The sequence below is a fragment of the Corynebacterium ciconiae DSM 44920 genome (genome assembly GCF_030440575.1).
Lineage (GTDB): Bacteria > Actinomycetota > Actinomycetes > Mycobacteriales > Mycobacteriaceae > Corynebacterium > Corynebacterium ciconiae.
In genome coordinates this window covers 1,009,027-1,033,118 of the sequence record NZ_CP047189.1, presented here as the reverse complement: position 1 = coordinate 1,033,118, position 24,092 = coordinate 1,009,027, and the positions used below count along the sequence as shown (strand labels likewise).

Sequence of the window (24,092 nt, the reverse complement as noted above, 5' to 3'; positions counted from 1 at the left end):
GTGTACACACAGCGCCATGCCCGCCGAGCTCACTAGCGCCCGCTCCCGCCAAACCATTCCCGTCATCGTTGCGGCGTGGTGCGGTCTATGCGTGATCATTGCCCCGGTACTTGCCCTGCTATGGCGGGTGCCGTGGCAGCGAGTACCCGAGATTCTTAGCGAACCCCCCACCCGCGAATTAATCTCCGTGACGGTCACCTCGGCCGTGTGGGCCACCGTCATCGCTACTGTCCTCGGACTGGCGGTGGCGCTGTGGCTGCACACGCTGCGCGCCGGGCGTAGCTTCACTCGGTTATTGGTGCTGCTGCCTTTAGCGCTGCCACCTGTGGTGGGTGGGATGGCGCTTACCTCCCTGCTGGGGGTGTACGGGATAAGCGCGCCCGTGCTCGATACGCTTGGACTGCGCTTTGCCTTCGCTTTCCCGGGCGTGGTGGCCTCCCACGTGTTCGTGGCGCTGCCTTTCGTAGTGATCACCATCGAACAGGCTCTCGCCCAACTCAGCCCTAGAGTGCAATCATCGGCGCGATCGGTGGGGATGAGTACTGGAGCGATCACCCGCCATATCCTCATCCCCACTGTCGCTCCCGCCCTGGCTAGCGGCGCCGGCTTAGCCTGTGCGCGCTCACTCGGCGAGTTCGGCACCACCCTCACCTTCGCTGGCTCTTACCCAGGAATTACCCGTACCCTGCCGATTGGGATCTATCTGGAGCGCGAGATCGATCCCGAACGCGCTCTGGTACTGGCGGCCGTATTGATGCTGCTGGCTATCGCCGTACTGGGAGCGGCTCTAGGGGGCGCGTGGCTGTGGTTGCGCCCCCGCTTCACCGGAGCAGCCCACACCGCCACCCTTCAGCCCATCAACACCAGCGCGCTCGCAGCCCTGACTGCCCCGATCGCACCGGCTGAGACGCTCACCTTCGGACCTGCGGCACAGCGCCGCAGCTTCCCCGCTGCCCGCACCACCGCGTTGGTCGGGGAAAACGGTGCGGGCAAAACCACCGTGGCGCGGCTTATCGTCGGCGAGCTCACAGGCACAGAGATCACACTCGGCGAGACCGTGCTCGACCCTGGCGTCGATCGCTCACAGCCAAGGCTCTGGAGAAGCGCCCGGCTGGCAGCTCGGCATAGAACCGCACCGGTTCCCATCCACGCCCGCGGCATTGTGCTTCTCACCCAAGACTCAGCGCTGCCTCCCAGGATGCGGGTACACCGCGCTGTGAGCGTGGTCTGCGGTAGCGCGAACACCGCTAGCGAGCTGCTCGCCGCAGCCGGGCTGTCTGACCTTGCTGATCTTCCCATTGGATCGCTCTCTGGCGGGCAGCAAGCCCAGGTGGCTTTGCTGCGCGGTTTGGCGGCTCGCCCGCACACACTTATCGTCGATGAGCCCATGGCTGCCCTCGATGCTGCGAGCGCCAGCCGCTGGCGGGCAGTGCTCAAGGCCTGCTCCCACCACCGCACGGTGATCCTCATCAGCCACAACGTGGTCGACATCGCCACTTTGGCCCACTACGCAGCAGTCCTCGAAGCTGGCGATATCACCGCCTTCGGCCCCGTCGAGCAGATGATGCAACAGCCACCGACCGCCTTCATGGCTTATCTCGCCGGTCTCAACCGACTCCACGCCACGGTGGTCTCATCTAGCTCGGAGCTCATCACCGTGTCTTGTTCCGGCCAGGGTATCGAGGCCACGTATGCGCCCGATGCCTCCACCGCACCCCACACCGCGCCTCTTGAGCCTGCCAGCGATGTTGCCGTGCTGTTTTCGCCCACGGCCGTAAGCATTGCCACCACCGCAGCGCCTTCGGGCACCTCCGCTCGAAACTGCCTCAACGGCGCCGTCGTGGCGCTGGAGCACAGCGGCGACCAGGTGAGCGTGCATGTGCAGCTGGCCGAGAGTACGCAGCGGCTGCGGGCCGCGGTGACAGCGCGCAGCGTCGCCGAGCTCGGGCTTGCTATCGGCACTGAGGTCTCGTGCAGCTTCAAAGCGCTCGCCACCACAGTGCACCCCATGGACCCCACCGAGCATGGTCGATCGTTCGACCACGGGTAAAATGGCGCACCATGCCCACCCCGCATGCTGAGTCCTCACCCGCTGCCGGACCTGCGCCCACACGCGCGCTGTTCGACGACTCGCTGCCACTGAGCGCCAAACAACGCCTCGTGCTCGAGGCGGTGCGCACCTACCCCAACGGCGCCACATTGAGCACCCTGGCGGCCGACACCGGCATGCACATTAATACCGTGCGTGGACACATTGATGAACTTCTCCAACGCGGTGCCGTGCGCACCAGCACCAGTGCAGCCCGAGCTGGCCGCGGCCGGCCCAGCCTAGTGGTCCACGCCCGCATCCCTGACTCTGCGGCCATCACAGGCGAACAAATCGAGCTGGTCAATGAACTCGCCCAGCTGCTCGCCGCGGACGACGATACTCACGCCGCCCATCGCCGAGCTGTCGAGCTCGGACGCCGCTGGGCTCGCCGCGTCGGCCACACGGCAGAACACAGCCACAACCACTCCGATCAGTTGTCAGCCCTCGTGAGCCTGATGCGACGCACCGGCTACGATCCGGACGCCCCTGTAGACGACCCCGCCGAACCCCATACCCGCACCATCTCGCTCAACCGCTGCCCCTTTGTCTCCGAATCCGCCCGGCCCGATCCCTTGGTGTGCTCCATCCACCACGGCTTTGCTCAAGCCGCAATAGGCGCAGATGAGCACAGCGCCACCACCGTGACACTGCTGCCCTTTGTGCGCCCTGGCCAATGCGATATTCAACTTCACTGTGCTACTACGCAGCAGAGTTAACCGAGGCCCCAAGGCCTGACTTGCTCCTGTTCACAGCACAAAAATCCCTAGGCCTACCAAGCTGATAACTCTGCTGCGTAGTCCTAGGGCAGATACGGCGTCTAGGCGCGCTCGACGCGCACGGGGCCCGCCACCGATAGTTCCATGACCTTCAACCCGGCGGCGCGGGCATCATCAAGGATCGAGGGCTCCACCGCATCGGTGGAGAGCACCATCACGGTGGGGCCGGCGCCCGAAAGATAGGCTGCATAACCGCGATTGCGCAAACGATTGACCCACTCGGCGGTCACGGGCAGCACATCGGCCCGGTAGGGCTGGTGCAACCGGTCGCGGGTGCCTTCCCACAGCAGCTCGGGGTGGTGCTGGAGAGCCATCACCATGACCGCGGTGCGGGAGACGTTAAAACGCGCGTCGATATGGGTGACGTCCGAGGGCAGTACTTTGCGCACTGCGTCAGTGGAGGCGTAGAAATCCGGCACCAGCGCGGTGGCACGAATGGACTCATGCACCGGCAGCGAGACCGCGTGGTACTGCGGCTTGGTGCGCCCGTCCACGGGGATATCTGTCCACGACACCACCGCGGCTCCCAACACCGAAGCGGCCGCATTATCGGGATGTCCTTCAAAGGCTGACGCCAGCTGCACGATCTCCTCAGTGCTCAGAGGATCACCGGCCAAGCCGTTGGCGGCGCAGACTCCCGCCACGGCGGCTGCCGCGGAAGAACCAAGGCCGCGCGATTGAGGGATGCTGTTGTGGCACGTCACTTTCAAGCCGGGAGCGCTCATGCCCGCAGCAGCCAGACCACTGCGCAGCGCTTTGACAACGAGGTGGGTTTCACCGCGGGGAAGATCATCCTGCCCCTCGCCGAAGATATCCACCTCAAGCCCAGAGGAGGTGACCTCCACATCCACCGTGTCATAGAGGCCCAGCGCCACGCCAAGGGTGTCGAAACCGGGGCCAAGATTGGCAGAGGATGCCGGGACGGTCACACTCACCCGAGTACCGGGAACCAAATCGGTGCTCATGGCACTTAGCGTCCTTCCATGCGGATCACGCTGCGGATGGTGCGCACCGCGTCGAGCTGCTTAATAGCATCAACTGTGGTGGCCAGATCAGCCTCGGTAGCGGAGTGGGTAACCACGATCAGGCGGGCGTGGTCTTCGAACTCCTCCTGGCGCACCGTGCGGATAGAGATCTTGTTCTCGGCGAACTTCGTAGCGATCTCAGCAAGCACGCCCTCTCGATCTTGGACTTCCATGTCCACGTGGTAGCGGGTGCGCACCTCACCGAAGCTGGCGATGGGCAAATTCGCATAGGTGGACTCGCCCGGGGCGCGTCCGCCGTGGACCTTGTTGCGGGAGGCACCCACCAGATCGCCCAACACGGCAGAGGCGGTGGGGGCGCCGCCGGCACCATTGCCGTAGAACATGAGGCGACCGGCGGCCTCGGCCTCCACGAAGATCGCGTTGAAGGACTTGTTCACGCTGGCCAATGGGTGCGAGCGCGGGATGAGGGTCGGGTGCACGCGGGCCGCGATCTCCTCGACTCCCTCAGCGTTGGTGAATCGTTCACACACAGCAAGCAGCTTGATGATGTAGCCGGCGTCCTTAGCTGCCGCGATGTCCTCGGCGGAAATCTGGGTGATGCCCTCGCAATACACATCATCTGCGGTCACTCGGGTATGGAACGCCAACGATGCCAAAATAGCGGCCTTCGAGGCGGCGTCGTGGCCTTCCACATCGGCGGTGGGATCGGCCTCGGCATAGCCCAAGCGGGTGGCTTCGGCCAGCATGTCGTCGTAGTTCGCGCCGGTGGAATCCATGCCGTCGAGGATGAAATTGGTGGTGCCGTTGACGATGCCCATAACCAGCTCCACCTGGTCGCCGGCCAAGGAGCGGCGCAGCGGCCCCACAACGGGGATTGCGGCGGCCACGGCAGCCTCAAAGTACAGATCCACCCCGGCCGCGTCGGCGGCCTCAGCGAGTTCTGCCGAGTGTGCAGCAACCAAGGCCTTGTTGGCGGTCACCACAGACTTGCCGGCGCGCAGCGCGGCCAGCACTAGCTCGCGGGGGTAGTCGATCCCGCCGATGACTTCCACCACAATGTCTACGTCGTCGCGGTTGATCAGCGACATCGCATCAGTGGTAAGCAGCTCACGGGGTACCGCATCGGCGTGCTTATCGATATCGGAAACAGCCACACCTTTCAGCTCCAGCGGGCCGCCGATGCGGTGTTCGAGGGCGTCGGCGTCTTGCTCCATCAGCCGCAGCACTTCGCTGCCGACAGTGCCGTGTCCCAGAATCGCGACGCCAACCGGTGAGCCAGCGCCCTTGCCGGGCTTGAAGGTGACTGCTGCGTTCTCAGACATGAATCGATGTTCCCCTTTAGTGAAATAGTTGCTGTCTCAAGTCGGTGTTTCTCAGCGGATGGGCTTAGCGCCCTCGCCTCGACGGGCGGAACGTGAGGCAAGTATAAACCTCCCGCTGTGCTCCCGCCGTGGGTGTGGCCCAGGCCTCACACTGCCCGCCTGGCGATGAGCCGCCACCGCGCGAGACTAGTGCTCGCCGGTGTTTTCTAGGGCCAAGATGTCTTCCACTGTCTCGCGGCGCACCATGAGTTTCGCCTGCCCACCGCGCACGCTAACGATCGGCGGCCGAAGAAACGCGTTATAGCGGCTAGACATCACATAGCAGTAGGCGCCGGTGGCGGCGATGGCGAAGAGATCACCCCGGCCGAGATCGTTGGGATAAGAGGCCTCGGGGATCAGGATGTCGCCGGATTCGCAGTGCGCGCCGACGATGCGGGTGGTGGTGTACTCCCCTTCCGCAAAGCGACTGACAAGGCGGCCGTCGTAGGCCGCGCCATAGAGCGCTGGGCGGATGTTATCGCTCATACCGCCGTCCACGGCCACATAGCGGCGGGTGGTGTCCTCGTCCACGTGGACATCCTTGACGGAGCCGACCTCGTAGAGGGTCACAGCCGCCGGCCCAGCAATTGCTCGCCCGGGCTCAACCTTCACCGAGGGAGCCGGAATGCCCAGCTGGTCGGCGACTTCGGCGACGCGGCCAATCACATCGGCCGCCACTGCGCGCACGTTCAGCGGCTCCTCATCTTCGGTGTAGGCAATACCGTAGCCGCCACCGAGATCGAGCACGCTGAGCTGGGCGAGTTCATCCGCCGGTAGCTCATCGTGCAGCTGCCTGAACAAGCCGAGCACCCGCTCCGCTGCTACGGAAAAGCCCTCGGCGTCGAACACTTGAGAGCCCACGTGGCAGTGCAGGCCCACCAGCCGGAGGTTCTCGGCACGCGCCGCAGCCCGAGCAGCCTCCATGGCGGAGCCCGAGGCGAGAGAGAAACCGAACTTTTGATCCTCGTGGGCGGTGGCGATGAACTCGTGGGTGTGGGCCTCGATCCCGGGCTTCACCCGGATGAGCACATCCTGGATGTGCTCGGAGGCGGCGCTGAGCTCATCCAGCAGCTCGAGCTCGCCGGCGTTGTCGAGAACAACCGAGCCCACCTTCTCGGAGATGATGGCGCGCAGGAAAGCGACGGACTTGTTATTGCCATGGGCGGTAATACGCTCGGCCGGAAAACCCGCGGCGAGCGCAATCTGCAGCTCACCGAGGGAGGCCACGTCCATACACAGCCCCTCTTCGTCGACCCAGCGCGCCACGGTGGCGGTAAGCAGAGCCTTCGATGCATAGTGCACGTTCTCGCCGCCGCCGAAAGCCTCGGCCATATCGCGGCAGCGGCTCCGGAAATCGTCCTCATCGATCACGTAGCACGGGGTGCCGTAGGTGTCCGCGATCTCAGGAAGGGGCACACCAGCGATAGTGACCACGCCATCGTCTTGGCGCACGGCATTGCGCGGCCACACGTGAGAGGGGATGCTGTTGAAGTCGTTCATCAAAGGGCTTCTTTACTCTAAATCGTCTTGTGATCGGCGGTACTCACGCCCACCCACCGCCAAGGCCGCCGTTTCGCTAGGCGCGAAAGTGGGCGGCGAGGTGGCGTCGATAAGCGATCGCTGCCATCTGCGGTCGGGAGTTCGTGGTGAACGAGGTTACCGTACGCTACATGCGCTCCGGCGCGGTGACCCCGCACAACCCGAGCGCGTTGCTGAGAACTTGGCGGCTTGCGGCGGCGAGCGCCAGGCGCGCAATGTGCAGCTCGGAGGTCTCCTCGCCGGCCTTCGGCAGGATCTGGCAGGTGTCGTAGAAACGGTGGAAAGTGCCGGCCAGCTGCTCGGCGTAGCGGGCGATGCGGTGTGGTTCGCGCAGGTCAGCGGCGGACGCAATCGCCGCTGGGAACTCGCCTAGCGTGCGAATAAGATCGCCTTCCCGCTCACTGTCAAGGACCGAGAAATCGATATCTGCGTTCTCGAGGCTCACACCCAACTCGGCAGCCTTGCGCGCAATCGAGCACAGACGTGCGTGACCATACTGCACATAGAACACCGGGTTGTCGGAGGAGCGCGAGGCCCAGAGCTCGAGATCAATATCGAGGCTTTGGTCCACGGAGGAACGAATCATGGCATAACGGGCCGCGTCCACGCCCACGGCCTCGACGAGATCATCGAGGGTGATCACCGTGCCGGCACGCTTGGACATGCGCACGGGCTTGCCGTCTCGCACCAAATTCACCATCTGGCCAATGAGCACCTCAACCTGCTCCGGGCGGTAGCCCAGAGCGGCCGCGGCGGCGCGCAGGCGAGAGATATAGCCGTGGTGATCTGCGCCCAGCATGTAGATGCAGAGATCATGGCCGCGGTCGATCTTGTCGGCCACATAGGCGATATCGCCGGCGATGTAGGCGGCATCGCCATCCGATTTGATCACCACGCGGTCCTTATCATCGCCATAATCGGTGGACTTCAGCCACCAGGCGCCGTCGGATGCGTACAGGCTGCCGTTGTCCTTCAGCGTCTGCACTGCGGCGTCCACCGCACCGGATTCGAACAGCGAGTTCTCGTGGAAGTACACGTCGAAGGTGGTGCCGAACTCTGCCAGGGAGGTTTTAATGTGCGCAAACATCATCTCCACCCCGTGGGCGCGGAAGGCCTCATGCATCTCTGCCTCGGGCAGCTCGAGCACACCCGGCACTCGGTGCATGACCGCAGAGGCAATCTCCGCAATATATGCACCGGCGTAGCCATCCTCCGGGGCTGGCTCATTCCTAGCGGCGGCGATGAGCGAATGAGTGAAACGGTCGATCTGCCGGCCGTGATCATTGAAGTAGTACTCGCGGGTCACCTGCGCTCCGCTGGCCTCGAGCACTCGACCCAAGGAATCGCCCACCGCAGCCCAGCGGGTACCACCAAGGTGAATGGGGCCGGTGGGATTGGCGGAAACAAACTCTAGGTTCACGCGCTGACCTGCGAGAGTATCGGCGTGGCCGTAGCGCTCACCGGCCGCGAGAATCTCGGCCACGATCGCGCCTTGGGCGGCGGCGTTGAGCCGAATGTTGAGGAAGCCGGGGCCGGCGATCTCGGCCTCGGAGACGCCTTCGTGCTGCGCGAGCGCCTCAGCCAACCACTGGGCGAGCTCACGGGGCTGTGCCCCTGCCCGCTTGGCCACCTGCAAGGCGAGGTTGGTGGCGTAGTCACCATGCTCAGGATTACGCGGACGCTCGACAGTCACTGTCTCAGGAAGGACAGAGGAATCGAGGTCGTGCTCGGCGAACACGGATTCAGCAGTGCTTCGGATTAATGCAGCAAGATCGGCAGGTGTCATAGCGGATTAGTGTATCTCATACCCCCGTTTGCTCCACCATTTCCTGCACAAACACCCTGCATATTCTTAAAAAATCCTGAAATGAGACATAGAGCACCTCAGGAAGTTTTTGGAATCACGACATCCTACGTAACAATGGTTATAAACATCACATCCCACCTGTCGATGTCTCTCACACCCCGTATCGATGTGCAGGATTTCACACTGTGAGTGCGATACTGGCCCGCGTCAAGCACCTGCCGCACTACCCCCATTGTCGGCAGCCAGCGCCAGGGGCATCTGTGAATTGCTACTGAACCGATACAGCAGACATATACAGGTACAGCACACATAAGGAGTTGCGGTGAACAACACATTTACCGTGGTCACTGACGCAGTGGGAGGCAGCCTCGGCCTCTCCGCCGCGGTGGCAACCATCCCCCTGGTCACCTTCTTCGTTCTGCTCATCGGCTTCAAAGCCCGGGCTCACGTCTCCGCGGCTGCCGCCACCGTGGCCGCAATCTTGGTGGCCATCTTCGGCTTCAGCATGCCCACCGAGCTCGCCCTGATGTCCGCCCTGCGCGGCGGCCTTTTCGGCCTATTGCCCATCGTGTGGGTGATCGTGATGGCGATCTGGTTCTACCAGATCACCGTGGCCTCGGGCCGCTTCGAGGATCTGCGCCGCACCTTCGACAAGCTCGGCGATGGCGATGTACGCATCCAAGCCATCCTTATTGCCTTCTGCTTCGGCGGCTTGTTGGAGGCCCTTGCCGGCTTCGGCGCCCCCGTGGCCATTACCGCCACCATGATCCTCGCTCTCGGCGTGAAGCCGCTGCGCGCAGCCACCGCCGTACTGCTGGCCAACACCGCCCCCGTGGCCTTCGGCGCGGTGGCAATTCCGATCACCACCGCCGGCGACGTAGCCGATCGCACCACCGAACAAACTGCCAATATCGCAGCCATCGTGGGCCACCAGGCCCCGCTGATCGCCATCTTTGTTCCCGCCATTTTGCTCTTCATCCTCGATGGCATCCGCGGTGTGCGCGAAGCATGGATCCCAGCGTTCGTCATCGGCGGCGCCTTCGCTATTGCCCAGTGGGCCACCTCGAACTTCTTCGCCTACCAGCTCACCGACGTGGTCGCCTGCATCGTGTCTCTCGGTGTGGCCTTCATCTTCCTGCAATTCTGGACCCCGCGCGGCATCGACGCGCTACGTGAGCGCATGGAACTTCCCCCGGCCGCCGTGGCCGAGGAGCTACCCGCCCGCCGAGTGTGGATGGCGCTCATGCCCTACGGCGTGGTCACCGTTGTCTTCGGTATCGCTAACTTGGGCACCACCATCCCCGAGGCACTGAAATCCATCAAGATCAGTGTGGAGTGGCCGCTGCTGGCCGGTCGTTTGGTCAACGCCCACGGCGAGCCGATTAAGTCCGCCTACACCTTCGCCATCATCGCCAACCCGGGCACGCTGCTGCTGATCTCGGGTCTCATCGTGGCCGTGATCTACGCCTTCTTTAATGAGAACGGCACCTATCCGCTCCACGCTGGCCAGGTTGTGCACGCCTTCACCGACACCGCTTACCGCATGCGCTGGTCCGCGCTGACGATCGTGCTGGTTCTGGGCCTGGCGTATGTGATGAATTACTCCGGCCAGACCATCGCCATCGGTGAATTCGTGGCCTCCCTCGGTGGCGCCTATGCCTTCCTCGCCCCCACTCTCGGCTGGGTGGGCACTGCAGTGACCGGCTCGGATACCTCCGCTAATGCGCTCTTCGGCAAAATGCAGGTGACTGCCGCGCACCACGCGGGCCTCAACCCGGATCTCATGCTTGCCGCCAACACCTCCGGCGGCGTGGTGGGCAAGATGATCTCCCCGCAGTCCCTGGCGATTGCGGCCACCGCCGTGAACATGGAAGGCCGCGAGTCGGACATCTTCAAGTCCGTGGTGATGTGGTCCTTCGGCCTCTTGCTCGCGGTGTGCACCATCGTCTATCTCCAAACCAACGTGCTGTCCTTTATGGCACCTGTTGTGCCCTAGTCACACCAGCGCGCTTATCGACGCCTCCTCGCTGCCAGTACCGGCCCACTCGGCAACGCTTGTGGGCTGGTTGATGGGATACGCAAGCAAGGTGGCGTCGATAAGCACCACAGCAGTACAAGGTTAGGTAACGCTTGGCTTTCTACCCCCGTTGGGCCGGCCGTTGCGCGCACGCCTGCTTGCGGTCACCCTAGCCCACCCTTGAGCCGGCCCATCTGAGGCATATGCAATTAGGAAACAGGAGTGTTTCTTAAATATATGCAGGTGGACCGGCATTTTTTGGAACTATAATCGGTTCACATTCTGCCTGGAGTTCGGGTAGATTGGACATGTCCGAACGTAGGATGTGCTGGCGTAAGCTGGTAGTACCCACGTTCGCCCGCGACGAGAAGCTACCCCCTATGCACAGCGGCCTCTTGACTTTGGCACGTCAGGCAGTCCAAGGCACTAAGGCATGTGGCCCCGCCGCGAGCTAGACCTCACAGCCACTGAATGATGTAAACGCCATTGTGCGCCAATAATCGTTAGCCAACTTTTAGTTAAAGGAGCGCCCGTGCGAGTCGCGATCTTTACCACCTGTATCGGTGACGTTCTCGGGCCGGACATCGCCAAGGCGACAGCGCTGATTCTGTCTCGCCTCGGCCACGATGTTGTGGTCCCCGATAAACAAACCTGCTGCGGCCAGATGCACATTAACACTGGCTACCAGCGCGAAGCCGTGCCACAGATTGAAAACTATGTGGACGCCTTCTCCGACCCCTCCATCGACTGCATTGTCAGCCCCTCCGGTTCCTGCGCGGCCGCAGTGCGTCACGAACATGAGCGCATCGCCGATCGCTACGGCACTGCGGCCCTGCGCGACGGCGCAGCCCAGACCGCCAAGAAAACCTATGAGCTGTGCGAGTTCCTCACCGATGTGGAACAGCGCGAGAATGTTGGCGCCTTCTTCCCACACCGCGTGACCTATCACAGCTCCTGCCACTCGCGTCGGCTTTTGCAACTCGGCGACCGCCCCTACCGGCTGCTTCGCGCTGTAGAAGGCATCGACCTGGTGGAGCTTCCCTTCTCCGAGGAATGCTGCGGCTTCGGCGGCACCTTCTGCGTAAAGAACGCCGAAACCTCCGCCGCCATGGTGAGCGACAAAACCCGCAACATTAAGTCCACGCTCGCTGAGTACGTCACCTCCGCGGACTACTCCTGCCTGATGAACATCTCGGGGACTCTCTCACGCCAGCACAGCGGCATCCGCAGCGTGCACATCGCCGAGATCCTCGCCTCCACCAAGGACCATCCGTGGACCCCGGATTCCGCCGCTTACACCAAGGAGTTCATGCTGTGACCACCTTCCTCGGAAACCCCACCGTTCCCCCAACCGCGCCGGAAGGCGTTGGCTACCTGCGTGGTTCACGCTCCTTCCAAAAGGGTGCCCACGATGGCCTCTACAACGCCACCCAGCGGCGCAACCTCTATAACGCCACGCACACCATCCGCAACAAGCGCGCGCAAGTAGTCGAGGAACTTCCTGACTGGCAAGACCTGCGCGAGGCCGGTTCCGGCATTAAACGGGACGTGGCTTCCCGCATGCCCGAGCTGCTTGAGCAGTTTGAGGCGGCCGTGACCGCCAACGGCGGCCATGTGCACTGGGCCCGCGATGGCGTGGAGGCCGGCCAGATCGTCACCGATCTGATCAAGGAGACCGGCGAAACCCACGTGGTCAAGATCAAGTCCATGGCCACCCAGGAGATCGGACTCAACGATCAGCTTCGCGACGCCGGCATCACCGCCCGCGAAACCGATTTGGCCGAGCTCATCGTGCAGCTGGGACACGACTTCCCTTCGCACATCTTGGTGCCGGCCATTCACCGCAACCGCGCCGAGATCCGTGACATCTTCGTACGCGAGATGCCCAACACCGATGACTCCCTGCCCGCCAACCCACCGGAGCTGGCCGAAGCCTCCCGTGTGTTTTTGCGCAAGCAGTTCATGGAGGCCAAGGTGGCCATCTCGGGCGCGAACTTTGGTGTCGCCGAAACCGGCACCGTGAGCATTGTCGAGTCCGAAGGCAATGGTCGCATGTGCCTCACCCTGCCGGACACCCTCATTTCGGTGATGGGCATTGAAAAGCTGCTGCCCACTTTCCAAGACTTCGAAGTATTCCTGCAGCTGCTCCCGCGCTCCTCCACCGGCGAGCGGATGAACCCCTACACCTCCCTGTGGACCGGTGTGACCGACAACGACGGCCCGAAGAACCATCACATCGTGCTGTTGGACAACGGCCGCACCCACGCGCTGTCGAACGAGATCGGACGCGAGGCCCTCAAGTGCATCCGTTGCTCGGCCTGCCTCAACGTCTGCCCCGTGTATGAGCGCGCCGGCGGCCACGCCTATGGCTCCACCTACCCGGGCCCGATCGGTGCGATCCTCTCGCCGCAACTGACCGGCATTGTCGATCACAACGACCCGAACGCCTCGCTTCCCTATGCCTCCTCCCTGTGCGGCTACTGCTTCGAGGTCTGCCCCGTCAAGATCGACATCCCCGCCGCCCTATTGGAGCTGCGCCACCAGAAGATCGAAACAGACAAGCCCAAGATCGAAGGCGCCATCTTCGGCGCCATGGGCATGGTCTTCGGCAACGCCAAGATCTGGAGCCTCGCCACTAAGTCCGCCTCTCTGGGGCGAGTCCTTGGCGGCTTCAACAAAAAGATCACCCACATGCCCAGCTTCCTTGCCGGCTGGACCGACGTTCGCGACACCGCGGTACCCGCCAAGACCTCCTTCCGTGACTGGTTCAAGTCCGAGGAGGCCCAGCAGCTACTCAAGGACGCCAAGCGCGAGGGGCTGCCCGCCTCCGCCGATGCCGGCAACGAGAAAGAGGAGAACTAGCCATGTCTACGCGTAACGACGAGGCCAAAAAGGAAATCCTCAGCCGCATCCGCAACGCCCAGAAACTCTCCAACGTACCGACCGGCGGCTACGAGGTGGTGCGCAACTACATCACCGAGCACGACTATCCCCGCGAGGAACTCAAAGAAGTGCTCATCGACCGCCTGTTGGATTACAAGGCCATCGTGGAGCAGAGCAGCGAAGAGGAGTTGCGCGCCACCATCGTTCGCCTCCTCGAGGAGCGCAACGCCACAGACGTGCGCTACGCCCCTGGGCTCGACGCCTCGCTATTCGACGGCTTCAGTGGCAGCGCCACCCCAGACGACGTCACCAGCGACCCCCGCCTGCTCGATGCCGTGGACGTGGTAGTCACCGACTCCCACACTTCCTCGGCCCAGACCGGAACCATCTGTCTGGAGTCCAATGACACCAACGGTCGCCGCGCACTGACCCTCGTGCCCGACTGCCACATCTGTATCGTGCGCATGGACACCGTGGTCTACGGCGTGCCTGAGATGATCGCCCGCCTCGACCGGCGCCGCCCGATCACCATGATTTCCGGCCCCTCGGCCACCTCCGACATCGAGCTCAGCCGCGTCGAAGGTGTGCACGGGCCCCGTACCCTGATCGTGGTGCTGGTGGACTAAACACCCGTTGGGGCCTGGCAGCTCGGCGCAGCAGCGCCATCCACGATCAGGCCCCAACTCTGCTGCGTAGTAGCTAGTCTCAAGCGTGTTTTTATAGCAGCACGCAGAAGGTGCTAACATACGTACGGTGCATAGCAGCGCAGGCCGTGCTACTACGCATATTTTTTCGCCCCCGTAGCTCAGGGGATAGAGCATTGGTTTCCGGTACCAAAGGTCGCACGTTCGAATCGTGTCGGGGGCACAGATAACGCTTGAGGGTCCGCACCTTTTTTGGGTGCGGGCCCTCAAGCTATGCAGGTGCGTAGGTGGACGCGGGTGCGGGTGCTCTGCTCGGCCAGGCCTTAAGGCGCACCTGGGGAAAGCGCACTGCGATACTACTGCGACATTACAGCGACTCTTCGGCCATGCTGTGGCCGATACCGCGGCGATAGTGCGGCGATATCGCGAGTATCAAGGTGCGCACAGGCGCTGCGACAATCCCCGCTAGTACTGCATGCCCCGAAACATCGGGGCATGCGCCTACTTGCTGCAGCGAGCAGAATCAGCCAGCGCTAGGGGGTGGGCTGGGCCTGCATCACGTGGTTGAAAAAGACATCAAGGTGCTGGGCCTGATCGTTGCTCATGTGATCGAAGATCAGCCTGTTGACAGACTCCACGTGCATGGGCACTGCCTGCTTGAGGCGTCGCTTGCCCTCCTCGGTCATGATCACGATCACCCCACGGCCATCGCCGACACACTTGGTCTTCTCGATCAGGCCGCGGCGCTGCATCCGCGAGAGCTGGTGCGAGGCACGGCTGCGATCCCAGTTCAGGTGGGCGCAGATTTCGCGGATTCGGGCTTGCTCGCCCTCGGACTCGGACAGCACAACCAACACAGCGAATTCAGGGGAGGTGAGCTCGGCCTCGGCTTGCAGCGTTTCCTCTATATCGCGTTCGAGCTTTCGTATGGCATCGAGCATGAGGCGCCAGAGTGCTTGCTGATTGTCATTTAGCCAGCGAGGCTCGTGCTGAATCACTATCCCTTATCTTCCTTAACTTTTCCGCGCGCATCAGGTGTGCGCTGCCGGTTGGTGCGTGAGCGGTCGCGGGTGAATGCACCACACCACGCGGCCGTGATGTTCCACTGCAGGGTGTGAGTGGTGGTGCCGTTTCCACGGCACCTCACCCCATAGCGGGAGATGAGGGAATAGCTCGTGGCGCGTAGGGCACATGTGGCGCTCGCGCCGAAATGAGTTGTTCTAAGAGTAGCGCTTAATGCATGACCAGTCACCTTTGCTTAGTAAGGAAAAACTGCCCAGCCACTCAGGCGGTGATCAGCAAACAACAACTTATTCGTAATGCCTCTCGCTGAGCTGGTGAGAACCTAGCCCTGCTGCCTCTATAGGGCCGAGCAGGTGCAGAGCACACCAGGGTGAGAACAGTGCAGTAAGTAAGGCCTGCTCCCTTGCGTTGTGGGGGGAGGCAGGCCTCGTGGCCGTTCTGCTAGTTCGCAGCACGCTTGAGATCTTGGACGCGGTACTCCTTTCGCTTGTCGATGGCGGCGAAGCGCTGCGGGTCGCACGTCATGAGGAAGATTTGCTTAGTTTCTGCCTCTTTCTCAATCATCCCTGAGAGTCGTTTGAGGCGAAGCACATCGGAGTTGCCTAGGGCGTCATCCATGATCACCGGCATGACGGTGTCCACCTCGCCTGCGCTAGCATTCTTGGCGGCGAGATTGGCGATCGCGAGCCTCAGCATGAGCCCGAGCTGCTCGGAGGCTCCGCCAGAAAGCTCACTGACATTCACCTGCTTTTCATGCATGACTCGGCCGGTAAGTCCGTTCTCGCCAAACTCATAAACCACATCATCGCCGTGGAGCTGCCGCGCTAATCGCTCGAGCTCATTGCGAATCGGGTCAGCATAGCGTTGGGTGACTTCACGGTAGTGGCGCTCGAGAGTGTCCAGCAATAGCTTCGCCACATCCGCCTTGTGCTGGGTGCGGGCGAGGATGCTCTCTCGGCGTTCTAGTTCGGCCTCGGCCTTCTTAGCATTCTCGGCGGCTCCCTCTAGGCCGTTGATTCGGCCCCTGATCTCCGATTGGCGCTCGCGTTGCTCGGTCACACTCTGCTGTGTGTTCGACAACCAAGTTTTATCCTGGTCCGCAGCCCGGCGCGCAGCCTCGAGGCTGATGACACTGTCCTCGTCTAGAGCGTCCAGTGCCGCGTCCAGCTCAGCAAGCTGGGCGGTGTACGTTCTCAGCTCAGCCTCAACTGCTTCCTCGCTGTGCTCCTCCAGAATGGCTTCATGCACTTTAGTGCGGCGATCAAGCTCATCGCGAGCATCCTTGAGCTTCTCCGCGGCTACTGCCACATCCTTGTCGATGCTCTCGCTTCGGGCCTCGTCATACTTCTCTCGGACGGCGGAGCTAGCAGTGTGGGCCTGTTCCGCGACCTGGCGAAGTTCACTGAGCCGCTCTTCGAGGGCGGTCTCCCCTGCCTCATCGGCAGTTATACCTTCTGGTAGCTCTTCAGGGCGGAAGGTATCGACGGCGCGGCGAATATCCTCCACATCGTGGGGGCCTACATGCCGTTTTCGGTCCTTCTTTAGCCCCTCGATGCGGGCAGTAATTGACTCAGCTGTCGCGGCGATGTCCTTGAGCTGCTGAATCGATACCACATCAAAGGTGTCGAAGAGTTGGCGACGCTCTTGCTTGAGCTGATCTAGGGTGTCCTTTTCGCTCGCCACATTGGCTGCGGGCTCGATGACCGCATCGACTCCTCCGATGCGTATGGTGGTGCGTTCGCTGATCGTCACCACCGTGGCGCTATCACCGAGCGTATGGCTGTCTCCATTGATACTGATCTCGGAGCCCGCCTCGCCGGACAAACTCAGTGTTGAGCTTGCTGCGGCCACGGTGGCTTGGGCGTAGAGAATCTTCTCGGTGATGCGCTCCGCCCGCGCAAGATCCTCCTCCGTCGGGACGATCTGCGGCAGTTTGTCGTTGAGCTCGGCGATCTCTTCGGTGTATAAATCCACCTGTTCCAAGAACTCGATGTTGTTCTGATGGGCAATCTGCCCGCGTACAGCGCGATGATGCTGTTCCCACACTCGGCATTCGGCCTGGCTGTCCTTTTCCGCCTGCATCGCTGTCTCGAGATCCTCGCGTAGGCGAGCCAATCGTGCAGCATGCTCAGTGGCGCGTTCCGACAACACAGCATGCGTCTGCTCTAGCTCGCTCACAAGTTTCTCACTAGCTGCCACGTCTTCGGCTGCCCGCACGCGTCGCTGCGCATTTTTCTCGATTTCGCTCTTCTTCGCTGCGGCGAAGTTCTTTTTGGTGTGCAGGTTCTCTCGTACCGATTCCCGCTTCTCCGCCTGCGTAACGGTGCGTTGGGAGGCTTCCAGTTGTTTGCGCAGCTCGGGTATCTGAGGCTCCAGGCGTGCTAATTCTGCCTCCGTTGCCTCGAAGCTATCGAGCAAGCTACTCAAATCGGCGATCTGCTCTTGGGCTTGTGCGTGCTGTTGGCGGGCAGAGTCGACGGCTTCAAGCGCCTGCTTAAGTTCACGGTTGGGCTTGCCCCTCTTGGTGTAGAAGCGTTCAACATGCTTCTGTACCTTCGCCATCAGTTCCGACTGAGAGCTGCGGGAGATCGACTCGGCCCCATCTTCACCGGCGAGTCGAAGTGGTTTTTCCAAAGAACTAAACCCCACCTCGCCCAAGGTGTGGTCAAGCTCGCCCTGCTTCACAAACAACAGCGAACGCAGGTTTTTATCGAGGTGCTCGTCAATAATCTGCCCGAGCATGTCATTAGCTTGGCTGTCGGTGTAGGTTGCTGGGCGCGGAGAATGAATGACTAGGGTTGCGGTGCGCCGAGCGGGATATTCCTTGGTAATCGTCAGGTGCTGCTCACCGATGGTGGCAGTCAGGGAGATCTTCAGCGGGTCGTTGCTTCCCACTCGACACATATCCCGTATCCACTGTTTATTGGCGGTGGACTTCTCCGTTAACACTAGATTGATCGCTTCCACAATGGTGGACTTGCCCACCTCATTCGGGCCGCTGATCATGCACACGCCTGTTTCGGGAATGTCTTTCAGCTCGAGATGCTGGATCGAGCGCATATTGTCGATCTCGATGGAATGAATCTGCATGCTTCTGCCCTACTTCTGGTCGGAGACGATCAGTCGGTGCAATAACCCCACTGCGTCACTTGCTCGTTCATCATGGTCGGCCTGCTCGATAAGTTCAGCCATCGCCGCGCCTATGTAGCCGCCTACGCCTAGTTGCTCCAGCTCCTCCGCCGAAGGAGCAAGCAAGAGATTGTGGGTACGCTCGCGCCTATAGAGCGCGGCGAAAATGCTTTCCAGCTTCGCCAGCTCTTCTTCGAGGTAATGCATGGTGTCAAGAGTGACCGTGCCTACCAAGGCGTATTTGATCACCGTGGTCGATTTGTCCGGGTATTCGCGCAGAGCACTAATAAAAGCCTCGGCATCCTCGCGGCTGGCGATCTCGTACTCCAGCGCATGCCATGTCCATGTGCCGACGCGACGCTTCTGCACGTCGACCGATGAGGACGAACCCGTGGCATCAATGTCAACCACGAGCGCGTTGCCCGAATCTGTTTCGCCGCCTCCGACTGTGGAGAAATCGCGATAGTCGGTGACCTCTGGACTGCCGGAGAACCACACCCGATCGCTAGTACCCAAAGCGGCAGTGGAGTGTGTATCCCCCAAGGCAAGATAATCAATCACACGCTCATCAAGGGCTCGCTCCACATTAGCGAGATCGATCAACGCCAGATCATCCTCATTCGTGCGTGACTCCACCTGGCCGTGGCCAAGGGCGATGCGCACGCTGCCATCCTCGGCCGGCGCCAGATCTGCCAAAGCCTCGGCAACAATATCGCTGGATACCCGTTTACTCAGGTAGGGCGCCCCCACAATCTCTACTCCTGGGCGAACCGTGATAGGCGCGTGATCGCGAATCACATGCACATTGTCGATGGAGTCCGTAAAGCTGAAGATGCTATTGGCCACGAGCGGATCGTGGTTACCAGGCAGCAAATACACCGGCACGGGTAGCGAGCGCAGTGCTTCCACCGTGCGGCCAGTCGTGGTGGGATCAAGGCTATTGGCGTCAAAGACATCCCCGGCCACCACGATGAACTCGCACTCTTGCTCCACGGCAAGAGCACCTAATTTCTTGATCGCTGTAATGCGGTCAACATCGAAACGGGAGTGCGCCTCTGCGGGAAGAAAACCCCGCTTCATTCCGATTTGCCAATCGGAGGTGTGGATAAATCGTGTTCTCGTCATGCCTTATTGATAGCAAAGCTACCGGACCCCCACCCCTCTTTTTCTAGCGCTCATGTTCGAACCAGCGCCTGGCTAGCGCTTCTCAGGCTCCTCCTTTTCCGCGTGCTCCCCCGTTACGGAGTCCCCCGAGGCAGAGTCCATCGCTACGGAGCCCTCCGATACAGAGTCCTCACGTTCAGGCTCCCCCATTCCAGGATCTGCCTGCGTGGTGAGGAAATAGTACATGTCCTCGATGTCGGTGATCGCCCGCAGTTCATCGATAGAGGTATAAGACACCGAACGCATCGCCACATGTAACAAGGAGAGATCGGAGTCGTCGAGCGCCGGTTCCACCTTCGGGTTCGGCAGGCCCGGCAGGGTTTCCCCCTCCCAAAAGGCCACAGCATCCACTCGAGGTTTGTTGGATCCGCGCGGTCGCGTAGATGCTGCCGAGGTATCTGCGCGCTGGCTCGAGACAGGTTCCGTGGCGGCTGGAGCGGACGTCGACTCGCCTCCTCCAGTTGAGGAGGAGTCTGCAGCCTGTGCACCGGTCTCTCGTTCGTGGTCGCTCAGCTCGAGTTCGGTGATCTCCTCGCTGGGGCCGCCGTCGTTAATTCTGCGCTGCACGGCCTGCTCAACCGTGTCGGGATCCCAGCCGCGAAGATCGAAGATGCGATAGCTGTGCCGAGAGATGTCGGCGGCGGCTGCGTGGGCTACAGCCACGATGTGTTTGCACACATGGTGGGAATCAGGGCAGTCGCACTGGGCGGTAATGGTGGCGGGGTCAGTGAACCCCAGTAGACGCTGGGTGCGGCGATCCAATTCTCCGCGCAGAAAGGCAGGAACATAGTCGGGCAGGGATGCGAGGTAATCAATGAGTTCTCGCTGTTCACTGCGGGCCACCGGGGAGAAGTGAAGACGAACCTCAAACGGATCTGGCACAGAGCCGCGAACATTGGCCGTGATCAGATTCGCCTTATAGCTCAGCTGCATCACGTGCTCACCACGGGCGTAGTCGCGCCCGCGCTGGGTGCGGCCGTGATCAGTCCGCTGTTCAATCGTGTCCACGATAAAGCGGGACACCACGGGCAGCCACGGTCGCTGCTCATGGGGCTTCTCGGTGTCGCGGGAGTGTTGGCTATCAGCTGTCTGCGAGGGGGTGTCCTGCTGCGAGGATTGGCGGCGCTTCGCACCAAAGTTGGCGTAGATGACATTGTCGCGTGAGGTATAGCGGGGCATGGTCTTACTCCTCGTCCTCGTCGACTGTTCCGCGGTAGTTCAGCAGCTTCTCCAGATCCTCCTGGCTGAGCTCGCTGACCCATCCCTCGCCTTCGCCGACGATATCGCTTGCGAGTTGAAGCTTGCCTTCGATGACATCGTGAATAGCTTCTTCCATGGTGCCTTCACACACCATCTTGTACACCGACACATCCTTGCGCTGGCCAATGCGATAGGCGCGATCGGTGGCTTGGTTTTCCACTGCGGGATTCCACCAGCGGTCCATGTGCACCACAATGTTTGCCGCGGTCAGATTCAACCCGGTACCGCCGGCTTTGAGGCTGAGCACCATGATGGGCGGGCCGTTATCGTTCTGGAAGTCGCTGACCATGGCGTCGCGCTTTTTCTTCGCTACCCCGCCATGAAGGAAGGGCACTTCGCGGCCCACATGCTCGCTGAGATACGGCACGAGAATATCGCCGAAAGCTCGGTACTGGGTAAATACCAACATTTTCTCGCCGTTGTCGAGGGCGGCGTCGATAAGCTCAATGAGCTTGGCTACCTTGCCTGAACGGTGTACTCCTCGGTGAGTGATCGAGGAGCCATCGGCGAGGAAATGTGCTGGGTGGTTGCAGATTTGTTTAATACGGGTCATGGCGGCAAGGATCAAACCTCGCCGCTTCATGGACTCGGCGTCCTCTACTTCCTTTTTGACCCGATTCACGTAGGACTTATACAGCGCCGCTTGTTCTTTAGTCAGCAACACCCGCAATACATTCTCGGTTTTCTCGGGAAGATCGTCGATCACTGCGGGGTCGGTTTTGAGGCGCCGCAAAATAAACGGCGCGGTGAGTCGACGCAGCGCGTCTTTCATATCTGGATCGTCGTACACCTCGATGGCACGGGCAAAATGGTTCCGGAAAAACGAGCTACTGCCCAGCATGCCGTAGTTACAAAAATCCATGAGCGAATGGATCTCCGACAAACGGTTTTCGATCGGGGTACCCGTGAGCGCGATGCGGTGTGCGCTCGGAATCACTTTCGCCGCCCGCGCCATGCGGGTGTTGGAGTTTTTAATCTGCTGAGCCTCATCCAGCACGAGATGCTGCCAGTGCAATCCGCAGAACCATTCGACATCACGCGACAACACTCCATAGCTGGTAATTACGAGATCACATTGCTGGGCCTGTTGCACAAATTCCTCGCCTTTGGGGCGATCGGTTCCGTGGTACACCATCACCGACAGCTCTGGGGTAAACGTGTGTGCTTCACGCTGCCAATTAGTGAGCACAGACGTCGGGGCCACCACCATGGTCGGCGCTTCACTGAGCCCCTCATGCTTTTCGATAGCCAAAAGAGTCAACAGCTGCAGTGTCTTACCTAGGCCCATATCATCGGCCAGTACCGCGCCCAGCTCGTGGCGCGCCATCCAGTACAACCAGTCCACACCCCGACGCTGATAATCTCTCAAGGTGGCATGCACCGTGGGCGGAATGTCTTTGCGTACTGGGGTGGGAATGGGATCGGAATCGGCGCCCATCAGGGAGCTGAACCAGTCACTACCGCGGAACTCGATATAGCGCTGACCGGCGGTGGTCAGCGCCATCTCCCGCAGTGCCGCCGCGCTGAGGTAGCGCTCTGTGGCCGCATCCGCGTCCTTGGCCTTGGCCTCAGCACTCGATAGCTCGGCCTCGGGATCGTCCGCGCTCACGCTGTGGCTTTTCACCATCTCCACATAGGCGCGCACCCAGTCCAAGCTACGGCTATCGGCTATCACCCACGATCCCCGCAGCTCGATCAATCCAGAGGAAGACTCAATCAAGCGCTGCATCTCATCTTCATCAAGCTCGACCCCGCCGAGGGAAATTGTCCAGTCATAGCTCAGCAGCTGATCCATGCCATAGACCGGGGCCATGTTGAGGTTGTCTACCTTGGAGGTGGTGAGCTTGGCGCTCAGCTCCTGCTCGCCCCAGGAACGCGGCAGCATCACCGTGTGCCCCGCGTTGCGCAAACGAGGAACATCTTCAGCCAAGAAATCGCCGAGCTGATCGAGCGTTAAGAAACGATCCCAGTCGCCTCGTTTTTTCTCATCATCAAGCTCTGGGTGCAGGAATTGTTGCTCCACCTCGGGACGGGTCAGGGTGCTGGCCAGTTCCAAGAGGCGGTTATAGAGATCGCGCAGCCTCGTGGCGAAGGCGGCGTCGACAAGCTCAGCGTGCACCGGTAGTGGTGTATCCACCCCGAAGCGCACCTGGATGCGTACCGGAAAGAGCTGGGGCGCCGGCGCGCTTTCGTCCTCTGCTTCCCCAGAATCGGTGAGTGCGCCACCGATACCGGCGTGGAGAAGGTCCTCGCCAGTGGGTGCATCCTCCACGATCACCATGAGCTCCGCGCGGGAGCCAGTGATGGAATCCTTCCATTCGTTGAGCTTGCTGGCGAGCGCTGGGCCGCCTCGGCGCAAGGACTCAGAGCGCAGCAACGTACGGGTAAAAGTGTGTAGTTCGCGGGCACGCGGCTGCTTCTCAAAGTCCTGCAGAATATAGGAGGCGATCCAGTGCGGGAGTTCCTCAGCCATGTCATCAGCCACCGCCGCACTGCCATTGGCGGTGAGAACGTGCGGAATCGCCAGCTGCATCCGCGCAATCCACACGCGCTCACGCCCCGAGGGCAACAGCTGCCACTGAGGCCACCAATGATCATCCGCCCAGCGCACGCGCAACACGATGCGACCAGCGCACACAAACTGCTTCAGGCCGCGATAGAACTGAATAATCCACAGCAGATCGGGAGCCATATGCGGGACGACGCTATCTCCCTGCTCCCCATCGAGCAGGACGATAAGTTCCTCGATGATGGCCACAGCCTTCTCGGGATAACAGCGGGCAACGGGAATCGGAAGCCGCACGCGCTTTCCCTTGGGTGTGCTCAGGTGCGCGGTAAATCGGTGCGCAAAGCTTAAAGGCTCGAGCAGCGTGGCAAGCGACGAGGGTAAGGCGCCTTCATCCAGCTGCTCGGGAGTGAGGATCTTGTGCCCTTGGACCTGTTCGATCCACAGAATCAGCCCGCTTTCGCGGTGCCAGAGACCGTGCACAAGATACGACACTACGCCTAGCCTCCTTGAAAGATCTCGCTCGCTCTATGGCTTTAAGTCCTAAGCGATCGATTCTAGTCGCCTTCAGCAGCCGGCGCGGCGCCAGCAGGTTGCAGGCATTGACGGGCGGCCACTGCTAGGCGGTGACGCAGCCCCGCTGCTGAGGCGTGAAGCGCACAGCATTCATCCTGTATGCGCCGAGAATCGCTAGGTTTGTATAACGTCGCCGCAGCTGAGAGGTCTGCGAACAGGCCGAGACATCCCATCCCCCTCATAAGAGCCTAGCTTCTAACCTTAACAAGACATGAGAGCACTTCCTCTGTAGTATCAGCCAACGCACATCAGCCACGCGGAGTGCGTGGCAGCTACCCCGATGGTAAAGACAACGATCTTAAAGCGCGTGTGCGTCGGCGATCGCCGCAAGG

15 protein-coding genes and 1 tRNA gene are annotated in these 24,092 nt (G+C 61.3%); 7 read left to right on the top strand and 9 right to left on the bottom strand.

All coding sequences use genetic code 11. From position 1 onward, the window contains the following. Positions 1 to 16 precede the first annotated feature (16 nt). Together CCICO_RS04590 and CCICO_RS04585 are read left to right on the top strand one after the other, a co-directional pair. Positions 17 to 2,050: an ATP-binding cassette domain-containing protein gene (locus CCICO_RS04590; RefSeq protein ID WP_018020016.1), complete on the top strand. Its 2,034-nt coding sequence runs from the start codon at positions 17 to 19 to the stop codon at positions 2,048 to 2,050. 11 nt (positions 2,051 to 2,061) lie between these two features. Further along, on the top strand, positions 2,062 to 2,805 hold the full coding sequence (locus CCICO_RS04585; RefSeq protein ID WP_018020017.1) for a helix-turn-helix transcriptional regulator: 744 nt from the start codon (positions 2,062 to 2,064) through the stop codon (positions 2,803 to 2,805). A 101-nt stretch (positions 2,806 to 2,906) separates the two neighbouring features. On the opposite strand, the gene thrB is transcribed toward CCICO_RS04585, so the two are convergent. The 4 genes from thrB to argS all read right to left on the bottom strand — a co-directional run bounded on the left by thrB (position 2,907) and on the right by argS (position 8,537). Beyond that, entirely contained in the window at positions 2,907 to 3,830 is a 924-nt protein-coding gene (gene thrB / locus CCICO_RS04580) for a homoserine kinase (RefSeq protein ID WP_018020018.1), read from the bottom strand. 5 nt (positions 3,831 to 3,835) lie between these two features. Beyond that, complete coding sequence (locus tag CCICO_RS04575) at positions 3,836 to 5,173, bottom strand: homoserine dehydrogenase (RefSeq protein WP_018020019.1); 1,338 nt, start codon at positions 5,171 to 5,173, stop codon at positions 3,836 to 3,838. A gap of 186 nt (positions 5,174 to 5,359) precedes the next feature. Then, positions 5,360 to 6,712, bottom strand: a complete 1,353-nt coding sequence (gene lysA, locus CCICO_RS04570; protein ID WP_018020020.1) for a diaminopimelate decarboxylase — start codon at positions 6,710 to 6,712, stop codon at positions 5,360 to 5,362. A gap of 166 nt (positions 6,713 to 6,878) precedes the next feature. After that, complete coding sequence (argS, locus tag CCICO_RS04565) at positions 6,879 to 8,537, bottom strand: arginine--tRNA ligase (RefSeq protein WP_018020021.1); 1,659 nt, start codon at positions 8,535 to 8,537, stop codon at positions 6,879 to 6,881. Positions 8,538 to 8,880: 343 nt separating this feature from the next. Here argS and CCICO_RS04560 point away from each other — a divergent pair, with 343 nt between their 5' ends. The 5 genes from CCICO_RS04560 to CCICO_RS04540 all read left to right on the top strand — a co-directional run bounded on the left by CCICO_RS04560 (position 8,881) and on the right by CCICO_RS04540 (position 14,325). Beyond that, positions 8,881 to 10,554 carry an L-lactate permease gene (locus CCICO_RS04560; protein WP_018020022.1) on the top strand — a complete coding sequence of 558 codons (1,674 nt, stop codon included), beginning with the start codon at positions 8,881 to 8,883 and terminating at the stop codon, positions 10,552 to 10,554. A gap of 553 nt (positions 10,555 to 11,107) precedes the next feature. Then, a complete protein-coding gene (locus tag CCICO_RS04555; protein WP_018020024.1) occupies positions 11,108 to 11,893 on the top strand; it encodes a (Fe-S)-binding protein in 786 nt (261 codons plus the stop codon). Next, positions 11,890 to 13,437, top strand: a complete 1,548-nt coding sequence (locus tag CCICO_RS04550; RefSeq protein WP_018020025.1) for a LutB/LldF family L-lactate oxidation iron-sulfur protein — start codon at positions 11,890 to 11,892, stop codon at positions 13,435 to 13,437. Before CCICO_RS04555 ends, CCICO_RS04550 begins: the two co-directional genes overlap by 4 nt. A gap of 2 nt (positions 13,438 to 13,439) precedes the next feature. Continuing rightward, on the top strand, positions 13,440 to 14,084 hold the full coding sequence (locus CCICO_RS04545) for a LutC/YkgG family protein (protein WP_018020026.1): 645 nt from the start codon (positions 13,440 to 13,442) through the stop codon (positions 14,082 to 14,084). 168 nt (positions 14,085 to 14,252) lie between these two features. Continuing rightward, a tRNA-Arg gene (locus CCICO_RS04540) sits at positions 14,253 to 14,325 on the top strand. A 310-nt stretch (positions 14,326 to 14,635) separates the two neighbouring features. Here the strand turns inward: CCICO_RS04540 and CCICO_RS04535 are convergent. The 5 genes from CCICO_RS04535 to CCICO_RS04515 form a co-directional block, all read right to left on the bottom strand. Next, the gene (locus CCICO_RS04535; RefSeq protein WP_083878316.1) at positions 14,636 to 15,043 is read right to left on the bottom strand and encodes a MarR family winged helix-turn-helix transcriptional regulator; all 408 of its coding nucleotides are present in this window, start codon (positions 15,041 to 15,043) and stop codon (positions 14,636 to 14,638) included. Positions 15,044 to 15,566: 523 nt separating this feature from the next. Then, on the bottom strand, positions 15,567 to 18,215 hold the full coding sequence (locus CCICO_RS04530) for an AAA family ATPase (protein WP_018020028.1): 2,649 nt from the start codon (positions 18,213 to 18,215) through the stop codon (positions 15,567 to 15,569). Between the two features lie 9 nt (positions 18,216 to 18,224). Beyond that, positions 18,225 to 19,379, bottom strand: a complete 1,155-nt coding sequence (locus CCICO_RS04525; protein ID WP_026161500.1) for a metallophosphoesterase family protein — start codon at positions 19,377 to 19,379, stop codon at positions 18,225 to 18,227. A gap of 72 nt (positions 19,380 to 19,451) precedes the next feature. Beyond that, a complete protein-coding gene (locus CCICO_RS04520; protein ID WP_018020030.1) occupies positions 19,452 to 20,597 on the bottom strand; it encodes an SWIM zinc finger family protein in 1,146 nt (381 codons plus the stop codon). Between the two features lie 4 nt (positions 20,598 to 20,601). Then, complete coding sequence (locus CCICO_RS04515) at positions 20,602 to 23,679, bottom strand: DEAD/DEAH box helicase (RefSeq protein WP_018020031.1); 3,078 nt, start codon at positions 23,677 to 23,679, stop codon at positions 20,602 to 20,604. Between the last annotated feature and the right edge of the window lie 413 nt (positions 23,680 to 24,092).